At 33.4% G+C, this 21,590-nt stretch carries 23 protein-coding genes; 3 read left to right on the top strand and 20 right to left on the bottom strand.

Annotated features, from left to right (window positions below; all coding sequences use genetic code 11):
• Window positions 1-26 precede the first annotated feature (26 nt).
• From IRZ99_RS08535 to truA, 17 genes are all read right to left on the bottom strand, one after another.
• On the bottom strand, window positions 27-440 hold the full coding sequence (locus IRZ99_RS08535; protein WP_194656878.1) for a hypothetical protein: 414 nt from the start codon (window positions 438-440) through the stop codon (window positions 27-29).
• 74 nt (window positions 441-514) lie between these two features.
• Window positions 515-1,429, bottom strand: a complete 915-nt coding sequence (locus IRZ99_RS08530; RefSeq protein WP_194656877.1) for an AraC family transcriptional regulator — start codon at window positions 1,427-1,429, stop codon at window positions 515-517.
• A gap of 12 nt (window positions 1,430-1,441) precedes the next feature.
• Complete coding sequence (locus IRZ99_RS08525) at window positions 1,442-2,338, bottom strand: NmrA family NAD(P)-binding protein (protein WP_194656876.1); 897 nt, start codon at window positions 2,336-2,338, stop codon at window positions 1,442-1,444.
• Between the two features lie 89 nt (window positions 2,339-2,427).
• Window positions 2,428-2,913, bottom strand: a complete 486-nt coding sequence (locus tag IRZ99_RS08520; RefSeq protein ID WP_194656875.1) for an SRPBCC domain-containing protein — start codon at window positions 2,911-2,913, stop codon at window positions 2,428-2,430.
• A gap of 262 nt (window positions 2,914-3,175) precedes the next feature.
• Window positions 3,176-3,652, bottom strand: a complete 477-nt coding sequence (locus tag IRZ99_RS08515; RefSeq protein WP_194656874.1) for a hypothetical protein — start codon at window positions 3,650-3,652, stop codon at window positions 3,176-3,178.
• Between the two features lie 24 nt (window positions 3,653-3,676).
• Window positions 3,677-4,273, bottom strand: coding sequence for an NAD(P)H-dependent oxidoreductase (locus IRZ99_RS08510; protein ID WP_194656873.1), 597 nt, complete (start codon window positions 4,271-4,273; stop codon window positions 3,677-3,679).
• A 111-nt stretch (window positions 4,274-4,384) separates the two neighbouring features.
• Window positions 4,385-5,065: a DUF4919 domain-containing protein gene (locus tag IRZ99_RS08505; RefSeq protein WP_228519056.1), complete on the bottom strand. Its 681-nt coding sequence runs from the start codon at window positions 5,063-5,065 to the stop codon at window positions 4,385-4,387.
• Window positions 5,066-5,135: 70 nt separating this feature from the next.
• Window positions 5,136-5,525: a DUF1801 domain-containing protein gene (locus tag IRZ99_RS08500; RefSeq protein WP_194656872.1), complete on the bottom strand. Its 390-nt coding sequence runs from the start codon at window positions 5,523-5,525 to the stop codon at window positions 5,136-5,138.
• A gap of 300 nt (window positions 5,526-5,825) precedes the next feature.
• Window positions 5,826-6,029: a helix-turn-helix transcriptional regulator gene (locus tag IRZ99_RS08495; protein WP_194656871.1), complete on the bottom strand. Its 204-nt coding sequence runs from the start codon at window positions 6,027-6,029 to the stop codon at window positions 5,826-5,828.
• Between the two features lie 2 nt (window positions 6,030-6,031).
• Window positions 6,032-6,571 carry a DUF2975 domain-containing protein gene (locus tag IRZ99_RS08490; protein WP_194656870.1) on the bottom strand — a complete coding sequence of 180 codons (540 nt, stop codon included), beginning with the start codon at window positions 6,569-6,571 and terminating at the stop codon, window positions 6,032-6,034.
• A gap of 177 nt (window positions 6,572-6,748) precedes the next feature.
• Complete coding sequence (locus tag IRZ99_RS08485; protein ID WP_194656869.1) at window positions 6,749-7,408, bottom strand: carbonic anhydrase; 660 nt, start codon at window positions 7,406-7,408, stop codon at window positions 6,749-6,751.
• 103 nt (window positions 7,409-7,511) lie between these two features.
• The gene (locus IRZ99_RS08480; protein ID WP_194656868.1) at window positions 7,512-8,411 is read right to left on the bottom strand and encodes an arginase family protein; all 900 of its coding nucleotides are present in this window, start codon (window positions 8,409-8,411) and stop codon (window positions 7,512-7,514) included.
• Window positions 8,412-8,498: 87 nt separating this feature from the next.
• The gene (locus tag IRZ99_RS08475; RefSeq protein WP_194656867.1) at window positions 8,499-8,990 is read right to left on the bottom strand and encodes a YgcG family protein; all 492 of its coding nucleotides are present in this window, start codon (window positions 8,988-8,990) and stop codon (window positions 8,499-8,501) included.
• Between the two features lie 192 nt (window positions 8,991-9,182).
• The gene (gene lpdA, locus IRZ99_RS08470; RefSeq protein WP_070907207.1) at window positions 9,183-10,571 is read right to left on the bottom strand and encodes a dihydrolipoyl dehydrogenase; all 1,389 of its coding nucleotides are present in this window, start codon (window positions 10,569-10,571) and stop codon (window positions 9,183-9,185) included.
• A 334-nt stretch (window positions 10,572-10,905) separates the two neighbouring features.
• A complete protein-coding gene (locus tag IRZ99_RS08465; RefSeq protein WP_194656866.1) occupies window positions 10,906-11,490 on the bottom strand; it encodes an HNH endonuclease in 585 nt (194 codons plus the stop codon).
• 143 nt (window positions 11,491-11,633) lie between these two features.
• Complete coding sequence (locus IRZ99_RS08460; protein ID WP_194656865.1) at window positions 11,634-13,388, bottom strand: ABC transporter ATP-binding protein; 1,755 nt, start codon at window positions 13,386-13,388, stop codon at window positions 11,634-11,636.
• Window positions 13,389-13,538: 150 nt separating this feature from the next.
• Window positions 13,539-14,279, bottom strand: a complete 741-nt coding sequence (gene truA / locus IRZ99_RS08455; protein ID WP_194656864.1) for a tRNA pseudouridine(38-40) synthase TruA — start codon at window positions 14,277-14,279, stop codon at window positions 13,539-13,541.
• Window positions 14,280-14,688: 409 nt separating this feature from the next.
• Here truA and IRZ99_RS08450 point away from each other — a divergent pair, with 409 nt between their 5' ends.
• The gene (locus tag IRZ99_RS08450) at window positions 14,689-16,602 is read left to right on the top strand and encodes an SPFH domain-containing protein (RefSeq protein ID WP_194656863.1); all 1,914 of its coding nucleotides are present in this window, start codon (window positions 14,689-14,691) and stop codon (window positions 16,600-16,602) included.
• A gap of 191 nt (window positions 16,603-16,793) precedes the next feature.
• Entirely contained in the window at window positions 16,794-17,288 is a 495-nt protein-coding gene (locus tag IRZ99_RS08445; RefSeq protein ID WP_194656862.1) for a metallophosphoesterase, read from the top strand.
• A 9-nt stretch (window positions 17,289-17,297) separates the two neighbouring features.
• Here IRZ99_RS08445 and IRZ99_RS08440 read toward each other — a convergent pair whose 3' ends face one another.
• The 3 genes from IRZ99_RS08440 to IRZ99_RS08430 all read right to left on the bottom strand — a co-directional run bounded on the left by IRZ99_RS08440 (window position 17,298) and on the right by IRZ99_RS08430 (window position 19,440).
• The gene (locus tag IRZ99_RS08440) at window positions 17,298-17,930 is read right to left on the bottom strand and encodes a sensor histidine kinase (protein WP_228519055.1); all 633 of its coding nucleotides are present in this window, start codon (window positions 17,928-17,930) and stop codon (window positions 17,298-17,300) included.
• Window positions 17,931-18,212: 282 nt separating this feature from the next.
• A complete protein-coding gene (locus IRZ99_RS08435) occupies window positions 18,213-18,875 on the bottom strand; it encodes a response regulator transcription factor (RefSeq protein WP_194657088.1) in 663 nt (220 codons plus the stop codon).
• Between the two features lie 148 nt (window positions 18,876-19,023).
• Window positions 19,024-19,440, bottom strand: a complete 417-nt coding sequence (locus tag IRZ99_RS08430; protein WP_194656860.1) for a DUF4293 domain-containing protein — start codon at window positions 19,438-19,440, stop codon at window positions 19,024-19,026.
• Between the two features lie 183 nt (window positions 19,441-19,623).
• Between IRZ99_RS08430 and rho the strand changes: the two genes are divergently transcribed.
• Window positions 19,624-21,447 (top strand): transcription termination factor Rho, encoded by a 1,824-nt coding sequence (gene rho / locus IRZ99_RS08425; protein WP_194656859.1) that lies wholly within the window; start codon window positions 19,624-19,626, stop codon window positions 21,445-21,447.
• Window positions 21,448-21,590: the final 143 nt, after the last annotated feature.

The raw sequence follows: 21,590 nt of genomic DNA, 5'->3' as shown, positions 1-21,590 counted from the left end.
TTGATGTTTTTTTAGAATAACATTTTCTAAACTCTTCTTTTGACAACCTTAATTGCCAAATAAGCCATTGGGATATAGGCAAAAACTAAATCTACAACCGTAAACCACATTGGCGAAGGCAGAGAACAAACGCTTACAATACCGCCAAGCAAAAAGAAAGCTCCAATAATTAAACCGAGTTTCGTTCTGTGATTAAATGCGATTAAGGACGTTGTTAGCGCTCCGGAAAATGTTCCGATAGCGTGCGCCAAAAATGGAAAAAGAAAATGTTTTGGTTCAAATAAATGCATCGTTTTTTGCAAACCTTCCATAGTGGTGTTATCGGCTCCGTCTGGAGGCGGAATAATAGAACCGCTCATTAAAATAATACTCATGTTAACAATGCTTCCAACAATAAGGCCGGCAATAACGGCCAAAGTATTCTTTAAAATAGGGTTCATAAATTTTGGTTTTTAGTTGCACTAATTTATGAAAAATATTAGAGTTGCAATAAAGCAATTGCATTATTCTATTTTCAATTAAATGACTGTCTAAATTCCAAAGGTGAAAAATTAGTTTTGGTTTTGAATAACTTACTAAAAGATTGTTGATGCTCAAAACCCAATTCAAAGGCAATTTCACTAACGGATAAATCAGTAGTCGAAAGTTTTTCCTTTGCCTTTTCAATCAATTTATTGTGAATATGTTGTTGCGTACTTTGACCTGTATGGAGCTTTAATAATCCACTTAAATAATTAGGAGAAACATTTAGATTTTCGGCAATATAATGTACGGTAGGTAATCCCTTTTTTACGAGCGAATCATCAGTAAAGTAATCTTCCAATACTTTTTCTAAGCGTTCCAGAATCTGATGATTGTTTATTTTTCTTGTAATAAACTGGCGGTTATAAAAACGTTCCGCATAGGTAAGGAACAATTCAATTTGGGCAATAATCACGTCCTGACTGAATTTATCAATATTAGACTGATATTCCTGACGAATATTTTTGATAATGCCTATTAGCATATTTTCTTCCTTTTCAGAAAGATGCAGCGCTTCATGAACGGCGTAACCAAAATATTCATACTGCTTGATTTTCTTTGCGAGAGAAGTATTCCACAAAAAATCAGGATGGATCAATAATGACCATCCTGTATGTTGTAATTCGGAATTACCTTCAATAGAAAAAACCTGACCAGGCGATATAAACATCAAAACACCTTCGTTAAAATCATATTCCTGCTGGCCATATTTCATTTTGGCATTAGAATTTCTTTTAAGCGCAATAGAATAAAAATCAAGCATTAAACTCTTAGGTTCGTCTTCATTAAGATATTTAAGATCTTCAAAATTATAAACGCTCACTAAAGGATGTTCCGGTTTAGGCAAATCTCTAAATTGATGAAATTCGCTGATCGTTTTAATACGCAAAGGTTGATGATTTGCCATAGTACAAGTTACTTAATTTTGATTATAAATCGCAGCAAATTCTTTCGCATAATCTGCCAGTTTTACTTTTCCCATTACTGCAGGTCGATTGTTGTAATAATCTTCGCCAAGAGAACCATTGTAAAGTGCTGCGTACATTTCAACCAAACCCTGAGCAATTTTAGGCTGCATGCCAATCGAAACTAAACTATCCAAAGTTTCCTGATCACTTACTAATTTCCATTTTAAGTCTGTAATTCCAATAGCTTCTCCTAAAGTACGAGCCGTTTCATCACCAGTAAGTTCTTCGCTTGCAACATAACGAACTTTTTTCCCGTCAAGCGGAGTTGTTAATTCTTCAGAAATAGCTTCAGCGATATCATTTGGAGAAACCCACGGAATCGTTTGATCTGCGCCATAATTTGCAGCAATAATTCCTGCATTTTTTATCATCGGAATATAGGCCAATAAATTATAATAGAAAGAAGTTGGACGCATAAAAGTAATCGACACATCCTGAAGTTGATTCAAAACGGCTTCAATTTCATTGTAACGCTGAATAATACCCGAATTTTCTTTTAAATGTGCACCAATACTGCTCAAAAAGGCCACACGTTTTACACCCGATTTTGAAATCGCTTCTGCATAATTATTTCCAATTTTACGTGTAAAAGCATCCAAATCAAGATTCGGATCGAAATAATTCGCACGCGGAATCATGCAATAAACGGCATCTGCATCCGTAAAAGTTGAAGTTAAAAATGCTACTTCCTCAACAGATCCAATGGCTGCTTTGGCGCCTAAAGCTTCAATCGCAATTTGTTTTTCGGCATCGCTGGTAATTACCGTAATATCATGTCCTTTTTGCACTAATGCTGTAGCTAGTGGCTTGCTAATGTTCCCTAAAGAACCTGTAATTATAATTTTCATCGTACTAATTTTTTGATGTTACAAAGTTTCGCAACATCAAAACGGGAATTGTAGCCAAATCTACTATTCTCTTAGCCAAAAAAAGAGAATTACTTCGCACTCAGTCTCTTTTCATTTTCTGTCTGCGGTTTGTCTTTGCCATTTGGCTGGCCTTTTCCAGTGGTAATTAATTTTTTTAAACTATTCTGAATATAATTGGTCCAGGAATCCTTGCAAATATCAAAACATTCATAATCAGGAACCAAACCAACATGTGTAAAGCGAAGTGCCGTTTTTCCGTCTTTTTCAAAAATCTCAAAAGTTGGTTGGGTGCCTGTCCATTCCGTTTCGTCTTCTGTGAATTTGAAGTAGTTTTTCTCTACCAGCCAAACAATCTTCTCATTCGGAATCACCTCAATCAATTTGACTTTGCAGCGATGTATATCTTCATAATGATAATCAAATTCATCGTTCAATTGGGCTGTATTGCCATCAATTTGTTCAGACCACCATCCTCGAACGTTGGTAACGGCATTAAAAACTTCTTCCGGAGATTGGTCAACTATAAGGGTCGTGGTAAAATCTTGCGCACTCATTTTGTGTAATTTAGAAAGTTAGATAACAAATTTACAATCTAAAAATCAATATGTTAGGGTGTTGGTGAGACAATTGTAAGGGGGTAATCAGACAAGTTAGAATTTTAGATTTTAAATTAGCGAATTTCTATGTTGCAGAATTAATTTTACCGCAAAGCACGCAAAGTATTTTTTTTTGCTGCGTTTGTTAGTGGCTTAATTAAGTTCGCAAAGCTGTTTGTGGCGAACTTTGCGTAAACACTTTGAGAACTTTGCACTTAAATCAAATTTTATTATTGTTAGTTCGTCTCAGGAGACTTATCAATAAATTAATAATAAAAATTGGGATAGCTAAAAAAGCAATCAACAAAAATTCTGAAACTAAAGTCATATTTATAATTTCATCTTTATAATTGAGTAAAGGAAAATTAGGGTCGATTACAAACAATTTATCATCAAGAAAAATAATTAACCAATAGATTATAAAACTTCCAATTAAAATAATGGTATGAATTATTGTCAAAGGTTTTATAAGTTGCTTTTGAGGTAGTTTTTCAAATAGCCAATATAATATTCCCATCAAAAAGTAAGTAGTAAACAAAACTAATGTGCAATCATAATTGGATAAAACTAAATAAGTAGAGTGAATATTTATATCTAAACCTGAATTTAAATCAGTACTTCTACACATTCCTATCAATAAAATAAGAATCGAAACAATTAAAAATAAGTGGTGGGCTTTTATTTTTTTTAAAATCATAATCTACGATGATTATATATTTAGTTAGGCAGAATAGCTTTTAATTTTTTGAACAATTTCGTCAATTTGCTTCATGTGATATTCCATCACTTTCTCCAATTCTAAAGTTCCGCCTAGAATCAACATTTCTTTATTTTCAAAACGTTTTCCCAGTCGGTCTTCCAGCATAATGGTTTCCATGCTCTGCGCCATATTTATTTCTTTCAAAAACGCATTTGGATGTCCGGCTGTACAAATCACAAGTCCGTACGGAATGGTTTTCATACTTTGCGAAGTTTCATTTTGCCCATAAGCATATCCAACCGAATAAACCCGATCAAACCAACCTTTGAGTTTTGCAGGGCAATCGCTCCACCAAACCGGATAAAGAAAAATAATGCAATCGGCTTTTTCGATTTTTGCATGTTCATCCAGAACATCATTAGAAATAGGGAGTACCGTTTTTGCAAAACCTTCTCTTTCATATTCTTGTTCAGACATATCACTTTGAAAATTCATCGCATATAAATCGGAGACTTCAAGATTCCAGTTTTGTTTTAAAATTTGAAATTTCAAATGTTCTAAAACCTGAAAAGTATATGACTTTTTACTTGGATGACTGTAAATGATTAAAATATTCATAAACTACTATTTAAGTTAGTCGTTGTGATTTTTTGTTTTATTGATAAACGTTAAGAAACCTATTAAAAGTTTATATTCTCGGATCTGGCTTTAAGTCAAATAGCTTGTCCTCTACTTCAAAGCCTTAGATTCGTTCTCCAACATCTTTTCGATATTAAAGTAAATACCATCAACCTTATATTTCCCTTTTTCAAAACTTAAGTAATCGCAATTACCAACTAAAGCTTGGGACTTACTTTCGATTTCAAAAACATTTAGCATTAGATATTCATGTTCAACAAGTATAACATGAAATCCGGTTTCGCATTGTTTTCCGTCTCCGGTAGAAAAAATAGCATTTAGAATGCTGTGGAATTTTAGAGAAGCCATTTTTGCAGCTTCTTCATCGCCTTTTAAGTGATAGATATAACTTAGAAAATTAAGCTGCTTTAAATCAAACGGAAAATCACTTAACGAATGATTGGCTAACTTTATAATTTCATCATAATCTTTAGTGTCAAGCTGTTCTTTGCTATAAAATTCACGAAGTTTTTTTTCGTCCGGAGATCGCCAGAACGCATTGTATTTTGGTTGAAAAACATAACCGAGATATAAATGCTGATAATCGTCAGTGGTTAAAAGGGTATCATTTTTTACTAATCTTTCCATTAATTTAGGATAATAGTAAGAAGAGTTTTTGTCTTTAATTTCTTTTTCGATTGCTTTATAATCCGGAATTTTAAAAGTAGGTTCTTGTGCAAAAGCGGTGATTCCGATTAGAAATAATGCTGATAACAGAATTTTTTTGATCATAATTTAGGGTTTAGTTTATGGTTTTTGGCGAGGCTAAAATTTTGATACCTAAAGATTTTGTGTTTTTTTATTATTTCAAACGTTCTAAAACTCCTTTGCGTTTGACAATGTTTTTATAATCCCATTGTATTTCTCTTGCTTTTTTGAGCCAGCGTTTTAAATCGTCTTTATTAATTTGTTCCGATGAGGTATAGCGAAATTCTGCTGCTTTAAAAGAACCTTCATTTGAAAGTTTTTCTTCGTCAAAAGATTGTCCGCTCCAAAAGAGTAAGCGAACATTATTTTTTAATTTACTATAACCAACGATAGGATTTCCGTCTATAAACCAAACGGGATGTGCATGCCATATTTTATTTTCTGTATCCGAAAGATTTTCATTGATTATTGTAGCAAGCTGATTACAGATTTCTTTGTCTGAATCGCTTTGTGAATTGTTATAATCTTGTACCGCTGGATTCATATCAATATATTTTGTAGAAAATAATTTGTTGAATTTTTGATGATTTAATTCGTAATCTAAATTAGTCTTTTTTTTATTACAAAAAATTAAGAAAAAACAACTTGTTATAAAAACTGGACTGCGTGAGGGATAGGAGTAGGCTACCGAAGTAGCGCGGATAGCCCGGCATCATCCTGATAAGAGGGTGTGTATACGCAAAGTTAATTTGCCCTCTTATCGGGATGATGACACGCCCTAATAAAAAATCCGACTTGCTTTCACAAATCGGATTGTTGTTTTGAAAATTATATTTGCTGTAATTTATTTTACAAACTCCAGTATGTCACCGGGCTGGCATTCTAATGCTTTACAAATTGCTTCGAGAGTACTAAAACGTACGGCTTTTGCTTTACCGGTTTTTAGGATTGAAAGGTTAGAAAGCGTTAAATCTACTTTTTCTGAAAGTTCGTTTAATGACATTTTCCTTTTGGCCATCATCACATCTAAGTTTACTATTATTGGCATAGTTAGATTGTTAATTCGTTTTCTTTTTGTAATTCAATTCCTTTAGCAAAAAGCTGTGAAATGAAGTATAAGATTCCTGCGAAAAATAAAAAAGCATCACCGTGTCCAATATGTTCCGTTAAGTGTGAGAGATTCATTCCCATCTCAGTGAATTTTTCCAAATAAGAAACCGTTATGTTACTAAAGATACCAATTAATAGAGAGAAGCCGCTCATTTTCTGAATCAATTTTCCGATTGTTTCATGAAATGGACTAACGTAATTAATTTTTAAGAAAATTTGAATTACAGCATAAAACAGCAATGCTTCAAATACAGTAATAGTTGTAATACAGAAAACCATAATTGAGTAATCTATAACGTCATAAGCTTTTAATTGAGACAAATCTAAACCCAATGACAGGTTTTTTGCTCCGACCTCATTGATAAACATGCTTACGCCATATGAGCATAATAGTGAACCGGCTTTTATACAAAGTCCAATAAAAACAATCCATGAAACTACATTCAGTAGTTTTAAAATGTAAGTTGAGTTTTTTGACATGATTTTTGATTTTAAATAAATATACAGCAAATATAAATAAAAATTTATTGATAAACAATAAATTTTTATTTACTGTAGAAAAAGTCACCAATATTGAACTTACTATTTGGTCATCTTATCAAAAAAAATCCGACTTGCTTTCGCAAATCGGATTTTGATATTTTATTTGAATTAAAATTACAACTCAACCACTTTTCCTGTATGTACATCATATCGCATAGAAACGATTTTAACATGATGCTCTTTTACAATTGGATTATCCTGAATTAATTTTAGAGAATGTTCGATATTAGAATTAATGGCGCCTAAATAATTGGTTGCTTTTGGAGTTAGTTTATCGGCGTCAATTTCTTCTTTTTCTTGTGAAATTGTTTCTACAATGTTGTCAATATGGTTGAAATGTTTTTTGTACGAACCATCTTTATCATTGATATAAGCTTTTATAGCACCACATTCGGTATGACCTAAAACAACAATTAATTTGGTGTCTAAATGCTGTACTGCATATTCGATACTTCCCATATCAATATCCGAAATTAGATTTCCGGCGTTTCGAATTACAAATAAGTCACCAATTCCCTGATCGAATACGATTTCTGGGGAAACACGACTGTCTGAACAAGTAATCACTACAGCGAAAGGTTTTTGCCCGTCCTGATTGGCTAAAACGGTCTTCTTGTTTTGACGTGGATGAGCTGATTTACCACTTAAAAACCTTTGGTTACCTGCTGTCAATTGTTCAAAAGAAGTTAAAATTTTCTCTTCAGCTGTTTTGTGTTTTTTACAGCTAATTATAGAAAAAGCGATTAATACAAGTATTGCAATTTTTGTTTTCATTTTACGAATTTTTAAAATTATTTGTTATTTAAAGAACCGCGCAAAATTATTTTGCTTTTACCTGCAAGTTATCCACAAGAAGTTTTTATTGTATCAATTAAATTTATTTTTTGAAGGAGTTGAAAGTAGCTGAGATATTGGCTACGAATTCTCTTGTGTATTGTCCGGATGTATCCAAATCAGGATCTAAAATCGTTATCTCCAGTCCACTCAATTTTTCACTTTGAAATAAATAGGAGTTAAGCTCGTTAAATTCTTCGTAAGTAAGTCCATCTGTTGTTCGGCTGTCAACACATGGCATTACAGCGTCATTTAAAACATCGACATCGATATGAAGCCAAAAGCCATCCAGATTCTTACTTTGGATTTCTAAAAGAAAAGAATTGACACAATTTTTAATGCCTTGTTTTCGTAACATAGCAAGACTTAAATAAGTTGCCGATGAATTCCGAATTTCATTTTCGTATTCGTCATCATATTCACGATTGCCCACGCACCAAAGGTTTTCTTCTTTTATATAAGGAGATAAATTAAGGATATTAGTTAATTTCTCGTGTCCGTTTCCGGTCACGATTGAAGCTGCCATTCCGCCAACGCCTCCCGTTTCAGATAAAGAAACATCCATAAAGTCGGTATGGCCGTCGAGATAGAATAAACCGTAATTTCCTTTTTGTTTTAAGGCAATGGCTGGTCCTAATAGAATACTACAATCCCCGCCAAGTATAAAAGGAAATTTATTTTGAGTCAATAAATTATTTATTAAATAGGCTTGTTCGCGAGCATATTCAACTAAGGAATTTGCATTGAGAATTTGGGTTTCATTATCCTTACTATTGGAATATTTTGGTGGATCAAGTCGGACAATATCTTTGTGTGGAATGAATTTATGTAAATTGTTTTTCCATAACCAGTCTGGTAATTTTTTTACGCCGGGTTCTTTTCCGGGTTGAGGTTCTTTTAAACCCAGATTAGATGGAAATTCAACTATGTATAATTCTTTCATGACTTCTTATTTAGCTATAAAGTTATTAAAATATGATTTAGATCTAAATAAAAGCCAGATTTTGTGGAATGAAACGATGAGTAGATTTTATTCAAGCTTTTTAGCGAGCTGACTTGTGCCTTGTTGTAAAGCCTTATAATAATCGCCTTTTTTTAATTCAGGAATTACATAAGTCGAGACAATATCTTTCATTTCCTGATCACTCATTTTAGATCGTAATTTATTAAGTCCCTGAACTTGAATTTGTCTTAATTGCTTGCTAATCACTATTAAAATTGAAGCGTCGATATTTAACTTAGAAATTAAATATTTATCTAAATCTAATGAATAGTCGCTTAGATCTGTATATGGAGTTATTGACGCAGTTGTTACAATCAGGATTTTGTTTTTGGTTTTAGCTTCATTTGATTTTAAAAAATCGGTTAAGGACTTAATTTGACTTGGAGTAAGAATTTTTTCAAAATCATTTACATAATCGTACGACTTTGCAAAAATATTGTGTGATTCAACTTTTTTTTGCGCGAATAAATTATGCGATAAGAAAAGAGAAATGGCTAAAAAAAACACTAATTTTTTCATGATGATTCGTTTTTGGGCGCTGCAAAATTAGTGCTTTATTATTAAAAATCACTTTCCGGATTGTTACCATAATTAAATATTTATTTTTATAGAAGTGAAAAAAAAATCCGAATTGCTTTCGCAAATCGGATTTTTTAAATTGAAAATTATATGTAACTGTTGAGCCGCACAGCAGTGCGTCTCAACTTAGTTTTACAAGTGAATTACTTCGCCATAAGCATCAGCAACAGCTTCCATAACAGCCTCACTCATTGTTGGGTGAGGGTGAATAGATTTTAAGATTTCATGACCTGTAGTTTCTAGTTTACGAGCTACAACTGCCTCAGCAATCATATCTGTAACACCAGCACCAATCATGTGGCATCCTAACCATTCTCCGTATTTAGCATCAAAAATTACTTTTACGAATCCATCTGGAGTTCCGGCAGCTTTAGCTTTTCCTGAAGCTGAGAATGGGAACTTACCAATTTTTAATTCGTATCCTTTTTCTTTAGCTTGTTTTTCAGTTAAACCTACAGAAGCAATTTCAGGAGTTGCATATGTACAACCTGGAACGTTTCCGTAATCGATTGGGTCTACGTGTAAACCAGCAATTTTCTCCACACAGTTGATTCCTTCAGCAGAAGCTACGTGAGCTAAAGCTTGTCCTGGAGTAACGTCTCCAATAGCGTAGTAACCAGGAATGTTAGTTGCGTTGTAAGCGTTTACTAAGATTTTATCTCTGTCAACAGCGATTCCAACTTCTTCTAAACCAATGTTTTCAATGTTTGTTTTGATTCCAACAGCAGAAAGTACGATATCAGCCTCAAGAACTTCTTCTCCTTTTGCAGTTTTAACGAATGCTTTTACTCCTGCACCAGTTGTGTCAATACGCTCAACAGATGAATTGGTCATTACTTTAATTCCGGCTTTTTTCAGAGAACGCTCAAATTGTTTTGAGATATCTTCGTCTTCTACAGGAACTACGTTTGGCATAAATTCTACAATAGTAACTTCAGTTCCCATTGAGTTATAAAAGTGAGCGAACTCAACTCCAATAGCTCCAGAACCTACAATGATCATAGATTTTGGTTGTGTTGGCAATGTCATTGCCTGACGGTATCCAATAACTTTTACGCCATCCTGAGGTAAGTTTGGTAATTCGCGAGAGCGAGCTCCTGTAGCAATAATAATATGGTCAGCACTGTATTCAGTAACTTTATTATCTTTATCTGTAACGTCAAGTTTTTTACCTGGTTTTAGTTTTCCAAAACCTTCAATAACGTCAATTTTGTTTTTTTTCATTAAGAACTGAACTCCTTTGCTCATTCCTTCAGCAACACCACGGCTACGTTGTACAACTGCAGGGAAATCTTTATCGAATTCAGAAACTTTTAATCCGTAGTCTGAAGCGTGTTTTAAGTAATCAAAAACCTGAGCTGATTTTAGTAATGCTTTAGTTGGGATACATCCCCAGTTCAAACATACACCACCAAGGTTTTCTTTTTCAACTACAGCTACTTTAAAGCCTAATTGTGAAGCTCTAATCGCTGTTACATATCCGCCAGGACCACTTCCTAAAACAATAACGTCGTATTTCATTTTTTTGGTTTTTAGTATTTATAACCGAAAATGAGGTTTATAATTCCGAAACTCACTCTTCGATTCTTCTTTTGTTATTTGTGATTGCGAATTTAAGGATTTATTTTAAAAAACACTTTAAAATTTATTTTTACCAGCGCTGATTTTGACCTTTTCACAGAAACTAAGGTAATTGTTAATTGTAAATTGTGAATTATTAATTGGAAATTAGAATTGAGGCGTTAAATCTGAAAATTATAGTGTTTGCCAAAATAAACAAAGTCGAAGCCTTTTCGTACTGAAAAGCTTCGACTTCGATCAAGGTGACGGATAATTAACCATTCACCATTAATAATTATACTTTAACGTGTCCCCAGTTTTCTCCGCTGGCGATTCGTCTAATCTGCATTTCGCTAACGCCAAATTGTTTGGCGATCATTTTTAGACGTGTTTTTTGTTCTGGTCGGGCCAAAATTTTCTTGATTAACATCACTTTAGTTGTGGTTAATTTTCTTCCGTCTGCTTTTAAGTTGTGTTCGATTAGATTTTTTTTCGCCTGAATCACACGTGGGCTTTTACGGCTATGTGCCATCATTTCGGCTTTTGTTGCCCAGCGTAAATTGCTTACATCATCATTGCTTCGGTTGTAGTCTAAATGCAAAACATAAGTTTGCTCTTCAGAATCTTTTGGAAGGAAATATTGAGCAACTAATTTGTATAAAAACAGGTATTTGTTGACAATTTTATCGTCTTTTTTAACTTTAAATCTGAAGGTAGGATAACCATCACTCAAACCGCCTTTTAGGAGACGGCCATTTTCAATTTCGTCAGTAAAGCTTATAAGTCGGCCTCTGTTTGAAATTGCGTAACGTAATTGTAATGAAGCGTTTATTTCTATTTCTTTGAATTGTTCGTTTGGGTAAAATCTGTTTTGTGGCATTTTCTTTTACATTTGATTTCTATTATCTCAAAGATAAAAAAAGCAAAAGTTAAAAAAGTTACATAATTTCCACAGAATATTACATTTATGATTCCTATAACGCTAATTTAACTTTTTTAAGAACTTTTTTAGCATTTCAAAATCTAGTTCGCAACTGAAAATTGTGAGTCGTATAAATTTTTGTAATAACCTTCTGCCTTATTCAATAATTCCTGATGTGTACCTTGTTCTACAATTAATCCTTTATCCATTACAACAATTTTATCTGCATTTACAATTGTTGCCAATCGATGCGCAATAATAATCGAAGTTCTTCCTTTTGTAATAGTTTCGGTCGCACGCTGAATCAATTCTTCTGAATAAGTATCAATAGACGAAGTAGCTTCATCTAAAATTAAAATACTCGGATTACTTACGTACGAACGTAAAAAGGCAATTAATTGACGTTGTCCGGATGATAGCATTACACCACGTTCTTTTACATCAAAATCATAATTATCAGGCAAGCTCATAATGAAATCGTGAACACCGATTTTTTTGGCAGCATTCAAAACCTGTTCGCGGGTAATTTCGGGATTTTGTAATGTAATATTATTGTAAATGGTATCGGCAAACAAAAATACATCTTGTAGAACCACAGCAATTTGCTTTCTTAAAGATGCCAAGGTATAATTTTCAATGTTATATCCATCAATAAAAATAGTACCGCTGTTTATTTCGTAAAAACGATTAAGCAAATTAATAATAGTAGATTTCCCGGCTCCTGTAGAACCTACAATAGCAATTGTTTGTCCGGCATCAACTGATAAATCAATTCCCTTAATAACTTCTTCTTCGGGTATATAACTAAAACGGACTTCTTTAAATTCGATACTTCCATTAAAAATAGGTGCTTCAATCGTTCCGGTATCCTGAATATGATCTTGTGTATCGATGATGTCAAAAACACGATTAGCAGCAATCATTCCTAATTGCATCTCATTAAATTTATCTGCAATCTGACGCAATGGATTAAACAACATTCCAATGAACATTGTATACGAGAATAAATCTCCAAACGTAGTAAAATGATCGCCGTTTAGGATTTTAAAGCCACCATAAACGACAACTAAACCTAAAGTTATCGAAGATATGATATCAGCAATAGGGAAGAATATCGAGTTATATAAAATTGTTTTGATCCATGCAACGCGGTGTTTATTGTTGATTTCTTTAAAGTTTTCAGCTTCAATTTTCTCGCGGTTAAAAAGCTGAACGATTTTCATTCCCGTAACGCGTTCTTGTACAAATGAGTTCATGTTGGCAATCTGCGTACGAACTTCTTCAAAGGCAACCTGCATTTTACGCTGAAAGATTCGGGTAATATAAACCAGAATTGGCATCGCGACAATAACAATCCAGGTCAGTTTCCAGTTCATATAAAACATGAAAATAAGTACTACCAGCATTTTCATCATATCACTTATAATCATAAATAATCCCTGACTGAAAATACGGGCAATAGATTCAATATCTGATACTGATCTGGTTACCAATTGTCCAACCGGAACCAAATCAAAATATTTCATTCTGAAACTCAAAATATGTTTGAAAAGCTTGGTACGAATGTCTTTTACAATGTCCTGCCCGAGCCAGTTAGCCCAATAAACAAAATAGAATTGGGAGAAAACTTCCATTAAAAGCACAATTCCCATTAATATTATGTACATCAATAAACCATGTTTATCATGCGTCTTAATATAGCCGTCGACCGTTTGTTTTAATAAATAGGGGCGAAGTGCTGCAAAAATCGAAAGTGAGACTGCAAAAATAATAACGCCGTAATAACGCCATTTATAAGGTTTGGTATAAGTAAGGATTCGTTTGAATAATCCGGTATCGAATGCTTTTGCTTTCATTATATTTTTTAGGAGCTATTTCCTGCTTTCCGTTTCAAGTTTTTTTCAAAAATATGTTTTTGTATAATTTTTATAAAGCTTCCGTTGGTCGCTCCATAAAAATTACAAAAACAATATTTTTTTCAAAAAAGCTTTCCACTGCAATCAGGGCTATTTTATGATGTAATCGTATTTTATTTCAGTTAAATATAAACCATGAGCAGGCACCGAAAAACCTGCTTTTTCTCTGCTTTTGCTGGCAATAATGTTTTCAAAATCTTCTAATGAAATTTTGTGCAATCCAATATTAACTAAAGTTCCCACTATAGAACGAACCATATTTCGTAAAAAGCGATTTGCTGAAATCGTGAAAACCAATTTATTATTTTCTTGTTTCCAATAAGCCTCAAAAATCGTGCAATCAAATGTATTGACATCTGTATTTACTTTTGAAAAACATTGGAAATCGGTATGATTCAATAAATTTCTTGCCGCTTCATTCATCAAAGCTACATCTAATTTCTGATTAAAATACCAACTCAATTCCTCCAAAAACGGATTTTTAACAGTATTGATATGGTATTCATAAGTTCGTTTTGTCGCGTCAAATCGGCAATGTGCATCGTCATGAACTAATATAATGTCAAAAATCGCAATGTCTTTTGGTAAATACGAGTTTAGTTTGTGTACCAAAGTAGGAATATCAAGTGCCGTTTCAACATCAAAATGCCCGTACATTTCCTGAGCATGAACTCCGGTATCTGTTCTTCCGGCGCCCATAACATTTATAGGAGCATTTAATAATACCGAAAGCGCTTTGTTTAAAGTTTCCTGAACAGAAGACGCATTCGGCTGAAATTGCCAGCCATGATAATGTGTTCCGTTATATGCAAATTGAATAAAATATCTCATTTTAAGGTGCAGAGTTCTGAGGTGCAAAGGTACAAAGATTTTTTTCTTTATAGGTTCACAGTCGGAAAGGTACAAAGGTTCAGAGGTTTTTTAATGTAGAGATGCACTGCAGTGCATCTAATTTTCTTTATAGAAAAATATTTGATAAAGGTTACTTAATTTTCGAAAGAGAAACCTTTGAACCTTTGTCTCTCTGAACCTCTGAACCATATAAAAGAACTGTTAAAACCCAAAATACCAATCATAGTTTATCCGGCAAAAAATCGTGTCAGAAATTGACAATTCCAACGATTTAATTAAAGCTTTTTTTTAATTTTTTTTGATGAAAATAGCCAAACGTTAATTTTGAAAATATTTTATTTTAACAGGAAATATTTCTCCTATGTTTGTAGTCTAAATATCAAAAATTATGAATGAAATTACTTCTTACTGGTGGATACTTTTAATCTTATTCTCCATTATTTTTTACAAATTTATTTTACGTGTTTTCTTCGGAATGGTAATGGTTCCGGAGGATAAAATTGGTCTTGTGACCAAAAAATTCGTTTTGTTTGGTACCGACAGGTCACTTCCTGATGGTCGTATTATTGCGACAAAAGGAGAAGCAGGATATCAGGCAAAAACGCTTGCTCCAGGTTTGTACTGGGGAATGTGGATCTGGCAGTACTCAATTGATATGAGCGGATTTACAGTTATTCCGGAAGGAAAGATTGGATTGGTTTTAAGTAAAGACGGGCAGGAGATTCCAACCGGACGAATCTTAGCCAGAAAGGTAGATAGTGATAATTTTCAGGATGCTACTTTTTTCTTAAACAATGGCGGTCAAAAAGGACGTCAAACTGCTTTTATCACAACAGGTTCATATCGTATTAATACTTTCCTTTTTGAAATTGTTATTGCAGACCAAATCAAGATTTATGAGAATATGATTGGTATTGTAACAGCTTTGGATGGTGAGCCAATTCCGCAAGGACAAATTGCCGGAAAGTTTGTTGAAGGTCATAATAATTTTCAGGATTTTGACAAATTTTTAGAACATGGTGGAAATCGTGGTTTACAGCCTCAGGTTATGCTGGCCGGTTCTTATTATATTAATACATGGGGAATCCTGATCGAACAGAACCCAATGACTGATGTGCCAATTGGATATGTTGGAGTTGTGATTTCTTATATTGGTGAAGATGGACAAGATGTAACCGGTGATACTTTTAAACATGGAAATATCGTTTCAAAAGGACAACGCGGTGTTTGGATGGAACCATTTGGTCCGGGAAAATATGCCTTGAACAAATATACTACCAAATTAGAACCGGTTCCTACAACTAATTTAGTCTTAAACTGGGCAAATGCGAGAAGTGAATCACATGATTTAGATAAAAATCTTTCTACGATTACCGTTCGTTCAAAAGATGGTTTCCCATTTAATTTAGATGTGGCACAGATTATTCACGTTCCTGCAGCTGAAGCACCAAAAGTTATTGCACGTTTTGGAAGCATGAATAACCTGGTTTCTCAGGTATTAGAGCCTACAATTGGTAACTATTTCAGAAACTCGGCTCAGGATAGCGATGTGATTTCTTTTTTAAGTACCAGAAAAGAGCGTCAGGAATCGGCTAAAAATCATATTAAATTAGTTCTTGATGAATATAACGTAAACGCAGTTGATACTTTGATTGGAGATATCGTTCCGCCAGATTCATTGATGAAAACATTAACGGATAGAAAATTGGCTGAAGAAGAACAAAAAACATATCAAACCCAAAGAATGGCCCAAGAGCAACGTCAGGGTATGGAGAAAGAAACTGCGATTGCTGATATGCAGAAAGAAATAGTACGTGCTTCGCAAAGTGTTGAAATCGCACAAAGAACTGCCGATGCAACAGTTAAAAAAGCAGAAGGAGATGCAACCAGTTTGAAACTGAATGTAAATGCTGAAGCAGAAGCTACAAAAATGCGTGCGAACGCAGAAGCTGAAGCAACAAAAGCAAGAGCAGGAGCACAGGCAGAAGCAACTAAATTGAATGCAAGTGCCGAAGCAGAAAGAATCTCGAAAACAGGTTTGGCCGAAGCAGAGAAAATCATGGCAATTGGTAAATCAACAGCCGAATCGTATCAATTGCAAGTTAGCGCAATGGGAGGAGACAACTTTACCAGATATAAAGTTACAGAAGAAATTGGTAAAGGAAATATCAAAGTAATTCCAGATGTCCTGATTTCCGGAAATGCAGGATCTGACGGTTCTATAAGTGGTCTATTAGGATTAAAACTAATGGAAATGATGGATACCAAAGATTCGAAAGATGGTAAAAATTCTAAGAATTAATTAAATCCAGATGTTATATAACAATACCTAACAGGTTTTTAAAACCTGTTAGGATACAAATCCGGTTTGCGAAAGCAAATCGGATTTTTTTTATAAAAAAAACTTAGCAACTTAGTATCTTAGAACCTTAGCACCTTTAAAAAAAACCTTTGTACCTTTGCATCTCTGAACCTTTGCGCCTTTTAAGAAAAATGACAAAAATCCTCCTCCTTTCCGATACTCACAGTCATATTGACGAAACTATTTTAAAATATGTGGCTCAGGCCGATGAAGTTTGGCATGCCGGAGATATTGGAGATTTAAATGTTACCGATACTATAAAAAAGCTAAAACCCTTGCGTTGTGTTTATGGTAATATTGATGATGCTCAGGCAAGATTAGAATTTCCGTTGCACAATCGCTTCTTATGCGAAAATGTTTCCGTTTGGATTACGCATATTGGCGGTTATCCGGGAAAATATAATCCGGCAATTAGGGAAGAAATGACCTTAAATCCTCCAAAATTATTTATCTGTGGACATTCGCATATTTTAAAAGTAATGTTCGATAAAAAGAATAATTTACTGCATATGAATCCTGGTGCATGTGGAAAAAGTGGTTTTCATCAAATGCGTACAATGTTGCGATTTGTTATTGATGATGATAAAATAAAAGATCTGGAAATTATTGAAATAGGTAAAAAATAAGATATTTGCTTAGTGAGGAAGCGGAATTTTAATTTTAATCGTCGTTCCTTCTTTGGGTTTTGAATCTATAGTAAAATTTCCTTTGAATTTTTTAATTCTTGCTCTAATTCGGTTAAGCCCAAAACCTTCTGCGTCTTTTGTTTTTTTAGTTGTAAAACCTTTTCCATCATCATGAATTACAATAACTAACTGATTGTTTTTTTCTACTAATGAAATTGTAGTTTTTTTTGCGTCACTGTGCTTTATAATGTTGCTAAAAAGCTCAGAGATAATAAAATAAATCTTCATTTCGAATTTTTCAACATATCTTTTTTCTGTTGGAATTGTACTTGAGAATTCAAAAATAATATTTGAATTAGAATTTCTTTCGCATAAATCTTCCAAAGCATAAATTAATCCAAAACGAACTAAGAGAGCGGGAACAAGATCATGTGAAATGTCACGAAGAAGATCATGAACTTCTGTCAAAATTGCTTTTGTTTTCTGAATTTCTTCCGAATTGATATTGTTTTGGATTGTGAAAACATTCAAATGCAATCCTGCTGATGATAGAAGGGAGTTAACGTTATCATGCAAAAAAGAAGCAATTTTTTTTCGCTCAATTTCCTGACTGTCAATTCCGGCATTGATAACATTGAGCAATATTTTTTGCTTGATGTCTTTTCGTTTAATTTTTTGTTTTAATCTATTATTTTCATAAAAGAAATAAAACAGAAAAAATAAGATTATGATTAAAACGATAAATAAACTGACTACTTTTTTATTTCTTAATTGTTCATATTTATTAAGCGCGAGAACAGGATTTTTTTTCGAATTTTCAGGTGTGTGAATTTCTTTTAAAGTCTCTTTATATTGATTAAAAACTGAGTTTCCATTAGAGGAAAGGAGAAAGAGAAGTATTGTAAAAAGTCTAATACAAAACATCTAAGGATTAATTAAATTGTTTTTCAAAGCGTATTTAACCAGGCCAATAGTGTTTTTAGTCTGCAATTTTCGCATAATATTTTTCCGATGGGTCTCAACTGTATTGATGCTAATGAAAAGCTGTTCACTAATTTCTTTACTGCTATATTCCAATGAAATTAGTGCAACAATCTCAATTTCACGAGGAGTTAAAATCGGATTTTCGATGTAAATATTTTTATTTAATTTGGGATTATTGCGGGTGAAAATATTGAAGATTTGCTCTCTGACTGAATTCGAAAAATATTCCTGTCCCTGGTAAACTGTTTCTATAGCTTCGATGATATTTTCGCCAGCGCATTTTTTGGTTAGATAACCTTTTGCGCCAAATTTCATCACTTCTTTAATGATTTTTAAATCATCATAACTGGATAAAATAATGACTTTGCAAGGGCTATTATTTCTATGAAATTCCTGTAATACTTTAATACCATCTTTTTCAGGCATACTTATGTCGAGAACTAAAATATCAGCATTGTTTTGAAGAACATCATCGTATGTAGTAGTGCCATTTAATGAATTTCCGACGACTTCAAAATCAGGAACGGTTTGTAATAAATTGGTAAGACCATCAATCAGAACCTGATGATCATCGGCAAGATGTATTCTTATTTTCTTAGTTATCATTGTTTTTGGAAATGAAAATGCAAAATTAGAAAGAAGATATCTTATCAAATTACCTTAAGAAAGTCGCAGTATATCATTTTAAGGCACAAAAAAACCCGAATATAAATTCGGGTTCTCTTCGCACAAAAAAATTAAGTTTATAGGTTTACCTCAAACGGTCTACAGATTTTACGAGATCTTCATCCTTCTTGATGGCCTTATTAGCTAAAACTAATAATACGATAGCAACAATCGGTAGAAACATCCCAATACCTTTCTCTGAAACAGCGTTAGCTGCCTCTCCAGATAAATTTAGAGAGCGATATACAAATAATCCTAATAAAATTAAATTTAATATTATGTTCAGTCTGTTCATTACAAACTGATTTTGTCTTTTTTTGAATGAAATAATACTAACAATAGTAAGCATTGTACTCAGACCTAATAGAATGGTGTAAAACTGGTCCTGCATAAAATAGAATGCTTTTCCAGTGTTTAATGTCCAAAGCGGAATAAAAAACATTAAAACCCCTGTTACAACAAAGGTAAGAAGTAAATAAACAGTTTGAATTCTTTGTATCATGGTCTAAAATTGTTTTACAAAAATATATTTTCTTTTTTTAAAATACTATTGTATGATTAAATTTTATTCGTATTATTGCATCATAATACCGTAAGCACTTCATACTGCGGTCAATTGAAAACAATTATCTACCTATTCTTTTTACAGTATTTCCTTTAAAATAATTAAATTCATAGAATATTCATGTTTGATATTTCTGCATTAAAAGAAATGAAGCTTTCTGAGCTTCAAGAAATAGCTAAGTTAGCTAAAACTATAAAGTTTAATGGCGTTAAAAAAGAGACTTTAATCAGTCAGATTTTAGCACATCAGGAAACGGCTGAAAAGCCGCATGTCAATGTTGCGCCTCAGGCAGAAATAGCAGATGATAAACCTAAGAGAGCAAGAATTGTTCCGACTAAAAAAGTAGTACCTAATAAAAATGCTCCTGTTTTAGAGTTTGATAAGGTAGAGGAAACAGCTGAGAAGATAGAAGAGGCACCAGAAAAAGTGGTAACACCTAAAATTTCAAAACCAAGTGTGAAAATTCAGCCGGCTTCAAAGATTCAGGAAGCTGCAGAGCCAGCACCGGTAGAGAAAAAAGGACCGAAAATCGTAAAATTTAATAAATCTGCTTACGAGAAAAAGGTTGCTTTACAAAAGGAAAAAGAAGTTGCTTCTGAGCAAGCAACTGAAACTGAAGTAGAAACTGTAGCTCCGGCTCCGGTTGTCGAAAAAGTTGAAGGGAATGCTCCGGTAAAAAAAATAAATCCAAATCAGAATAAAAATCAAAATCCGAACCAAAACCCTAACCAGAATCCAAACCAAAATGGAAATGGTAACGGGAATAACGGAAACCAAAATCCAAATCATAAAAATAAAAAGAATAATTTCAGAGATTCAGATTTTGAATTTGATGGAATTATCGAAAGTGAAGGTGTTCTTGAAATGATGCCTGACGGATACGGTTTCTTACGTTCATCAGATTATAATTACTTAGCTTCTCCTGATGATATTTATTTATCAACTTCACAAATCAGGTTATTTGGTCTTAAAACCGGAGATACTGTAAAAGGAGTGGTTCGTCCTCCAAAAGAAGGCGAGAAGTTTTTTCCTTTAGTTCGTGTATTAAAAATTAATGGTCACGATCCGCAGGTAGTTCGCGATAGAGTTTCTTTTGAACACCTGACTCCGGTCTTTCCTTCTGAAAAATTTAAATTAGCAGAAAAAGGAAGTTCTATTTCAACCCGAATTATTGATTTATTTTCTCCAATAGGAAAAGGACAACGTGGTATGATAGTCGCACAACCGAAAACCGGTAAAACAATGTTGTTAAAAGACATTGCTAATGCGATTGCAGCCAACCATCCTGAAGTTTATTTGATCGTTCTTTTGATTGATGAGCGTCCTGAGGAGGTTACAGATATGCAAAGAAGTGTTCGTGGAGAAGTTATTGCTTCTACTTTTGACAGAGAACCACAAGAACACGTAAAAATTGCAAATATTGTTTTAGAAAAGGCAAAACGTTTAGTAGAATGCGGACATGATGTTGTAATCTTATTAGATTCAATTACCCGTTTAGCAAGAGCATATAATACAGTGCAGCCAGCTTCTGGAAAAGTATTAAGTGGAGGTGTTGATGCTAATGCATTACAAAAACCAAAACGTTTCTTTGGAGCAGCTAGAAATGTTGAAAACGGTGGATCATTGAGTATCATTGCAACAGCATTGACTGAAACTGGTTCTAAAATGGATGAGGTTATCTTTGAAGAATTTAAAGGAACCGGTAACATGGAACTTCAGTTGGATCGTAAAATCGCCAACAAACGTATTTTCCCTGCAATCGATCTTACGTCTTCAAGTACACGTCGTGACGATTTGTTATTAGATGAGAAAACATTACAAAGAATGTGGATTATGCGTAAATATCTGTCAGATATGAATCCTGTAGAATCTATGGATTTTGTAAACGACCGTTTCAAGAAAACCAGAAATAACGAGGAGTTTTTGATTTCTATGAATGACTAGAAAAGGTGCAAAGGTTCAAAGGTGCAAAGGTTTTTCTTTTAGGAATCTAGAATATAAAAAAAAGGGATGAGTTTTTAAAACTCATCCCTTTTTTTGCTTTTACTTTAAAAATTTAGTTGCTTAGAATTTAATAAACTTTAAAA

The organism is Flavobacterium sp. LC2016-12, from assembly GCF_015351595.1.
In the GTDB taxonomy this organism is placed as follows: Bacteria; Bacteroidota; Bacteroidia; order Flavobacteriales; family Flavobacteriaceae; genus Flavobacterium.
This window is presented reverse-complemented; position numbering and strand designations above follow the sequence as displayed.

Coding starts and splice junctions, on each gene's coding strand:
- IRZ99_RS08535 (WP_194656878.1), bottom strand. CDS start 440: ATGAACCCTATTTTAAAGAATACTTTGGCCGTTATTGCCGGCCTTATT.
- IRZ99_RS08530 (WP_194656877.1), bottom strand. CDS start 1,429: ATGGCAAATCATCAACCTTTGCGTATTAAAACGATCAGCGAATTTCAT.
- IRZ99_RS08525 (WP_194656876.1), bottom strand. CDS start 2,338: ATGAAAATTATAATTACAGGTTCTTTAGGGAACATTAGCAAGCCACTA.
- IRZ99_RS08520 (WP_194656875.1), bottom strand. CDS start 2,913: ATGAGTGCGCAAGATTTTACCACGACCCTTATAGTTGACCAATCTCCG.
- IRZ99_RS08515 (WP_194656874.1), bottom strand. CDS start 3,652: ATGATTTTAAAAAAAATAAAAGCCCACCACTTATTTTTAATTGTTTCG.
- IRZ99_RS08510 (WP_194656873.1), bottom strand. CDS start 4,273: ATGAATATTTTAATCATTTACAGTCATCCAAGTAAAAAGTCATATACT.
- IRZ99_RS08505 (WP_228519056.1), bottom strand. CDS start 5,065: ATGATCAAAAAAATTCTGTTATCAGCATTATTTCTAATCGGAATCACC.
- IRZ99_RS08500 (WP_194656872.1), bottom strand. CDS start 5,525: ATGAATCCAGCGGTACAAGATTATAACAATTCACAAAGCGATTCAGAC.
- IRZ99_RS08495 (WP_194656871.1), bottom strand. CDS start 6,029: ATGCCAATAATAGTAAACTTAGATGTGATGATGGCCAAAAGGAAAATG.
- IRZ99_RS08490 (WP_194656870.1), bottom strand. CDS start 6,571: ATGTCAAAAAACTCAACTTACATTTTAAAACTACTGAATGTAGTTTCA.
- IRZ99_RS08485 (WP_194656869.1), bottom strand. CDS start 7,408: ATGAAAACAAAAATTGCAATACTTGTATTAATCGCTTTTTCTATAATT.
- IRZ99_RS08480 (WP_194656868.1), bottom strand. CDS start 8,411: ATGAAAGAATTATACATAGTTGAATTTCCATCTAATCTGGGTTTAAAA.
- IRZ99_RS08475 (WP_194656867.1), bottom strand. CDS start 8,990: ATGAAAAAATTAGTGTTTTTTTTAGCCATTTCTCTTTTCTTATCGCAT.
- lpdA (WP_070907207.1), bottom strand. CDS start 10,571: ATGAAATACGACGTTATTGTTTTAGGAAGTGGTCCTGGCGGATATGTA.
- IRZ99_RS08465 (WP_194656866.1), bottom strand. CDS start 11,490: ATGCCACAAAACAGATTTTACCCAAACGAACAATTCAAAGAAATAGAA.
- IRZ99_RS08460 (WP_194656865.1), bottom strand. CDS start 13,388: ATGAAAGCAAAAGCATTCGATACCGGATTATTCAAACGAATCCTTACT.
- truA (WP_194656864.1), bottom strand. CDS start 14,279: ATGAGATATTTTATTCAATTTGCATATAACGGAACACATTATCATGGC.
- IRZ99_RS08450 (WP_194656863.1), top strand. CDS start 14,689: ATGAATGAAATTACTTCTTACTGGTGGATACTTTTAATCTTATTCTCC.
- IRZ99_RS08445 (WP_194656862.1), top strand. CDS start 16,794: ATGACAAAAATCCTCCTCCTTTCCGATACTCACAGTCATATTGACGAA.
- IRZ99_RS08430 (WP_194656860.1), bottom strand. CDS start 19,440: ATGATACAAAGAATTCAAACTGTTTATTTACTTCTTACCTTTGTTGTA.
- rho (WP_194656859.1), top strand. CDS start 19,624: ATGTTTGATATTTCTGCATTAAAAGAAATGAAGCTTTCTGAGCTTCAA.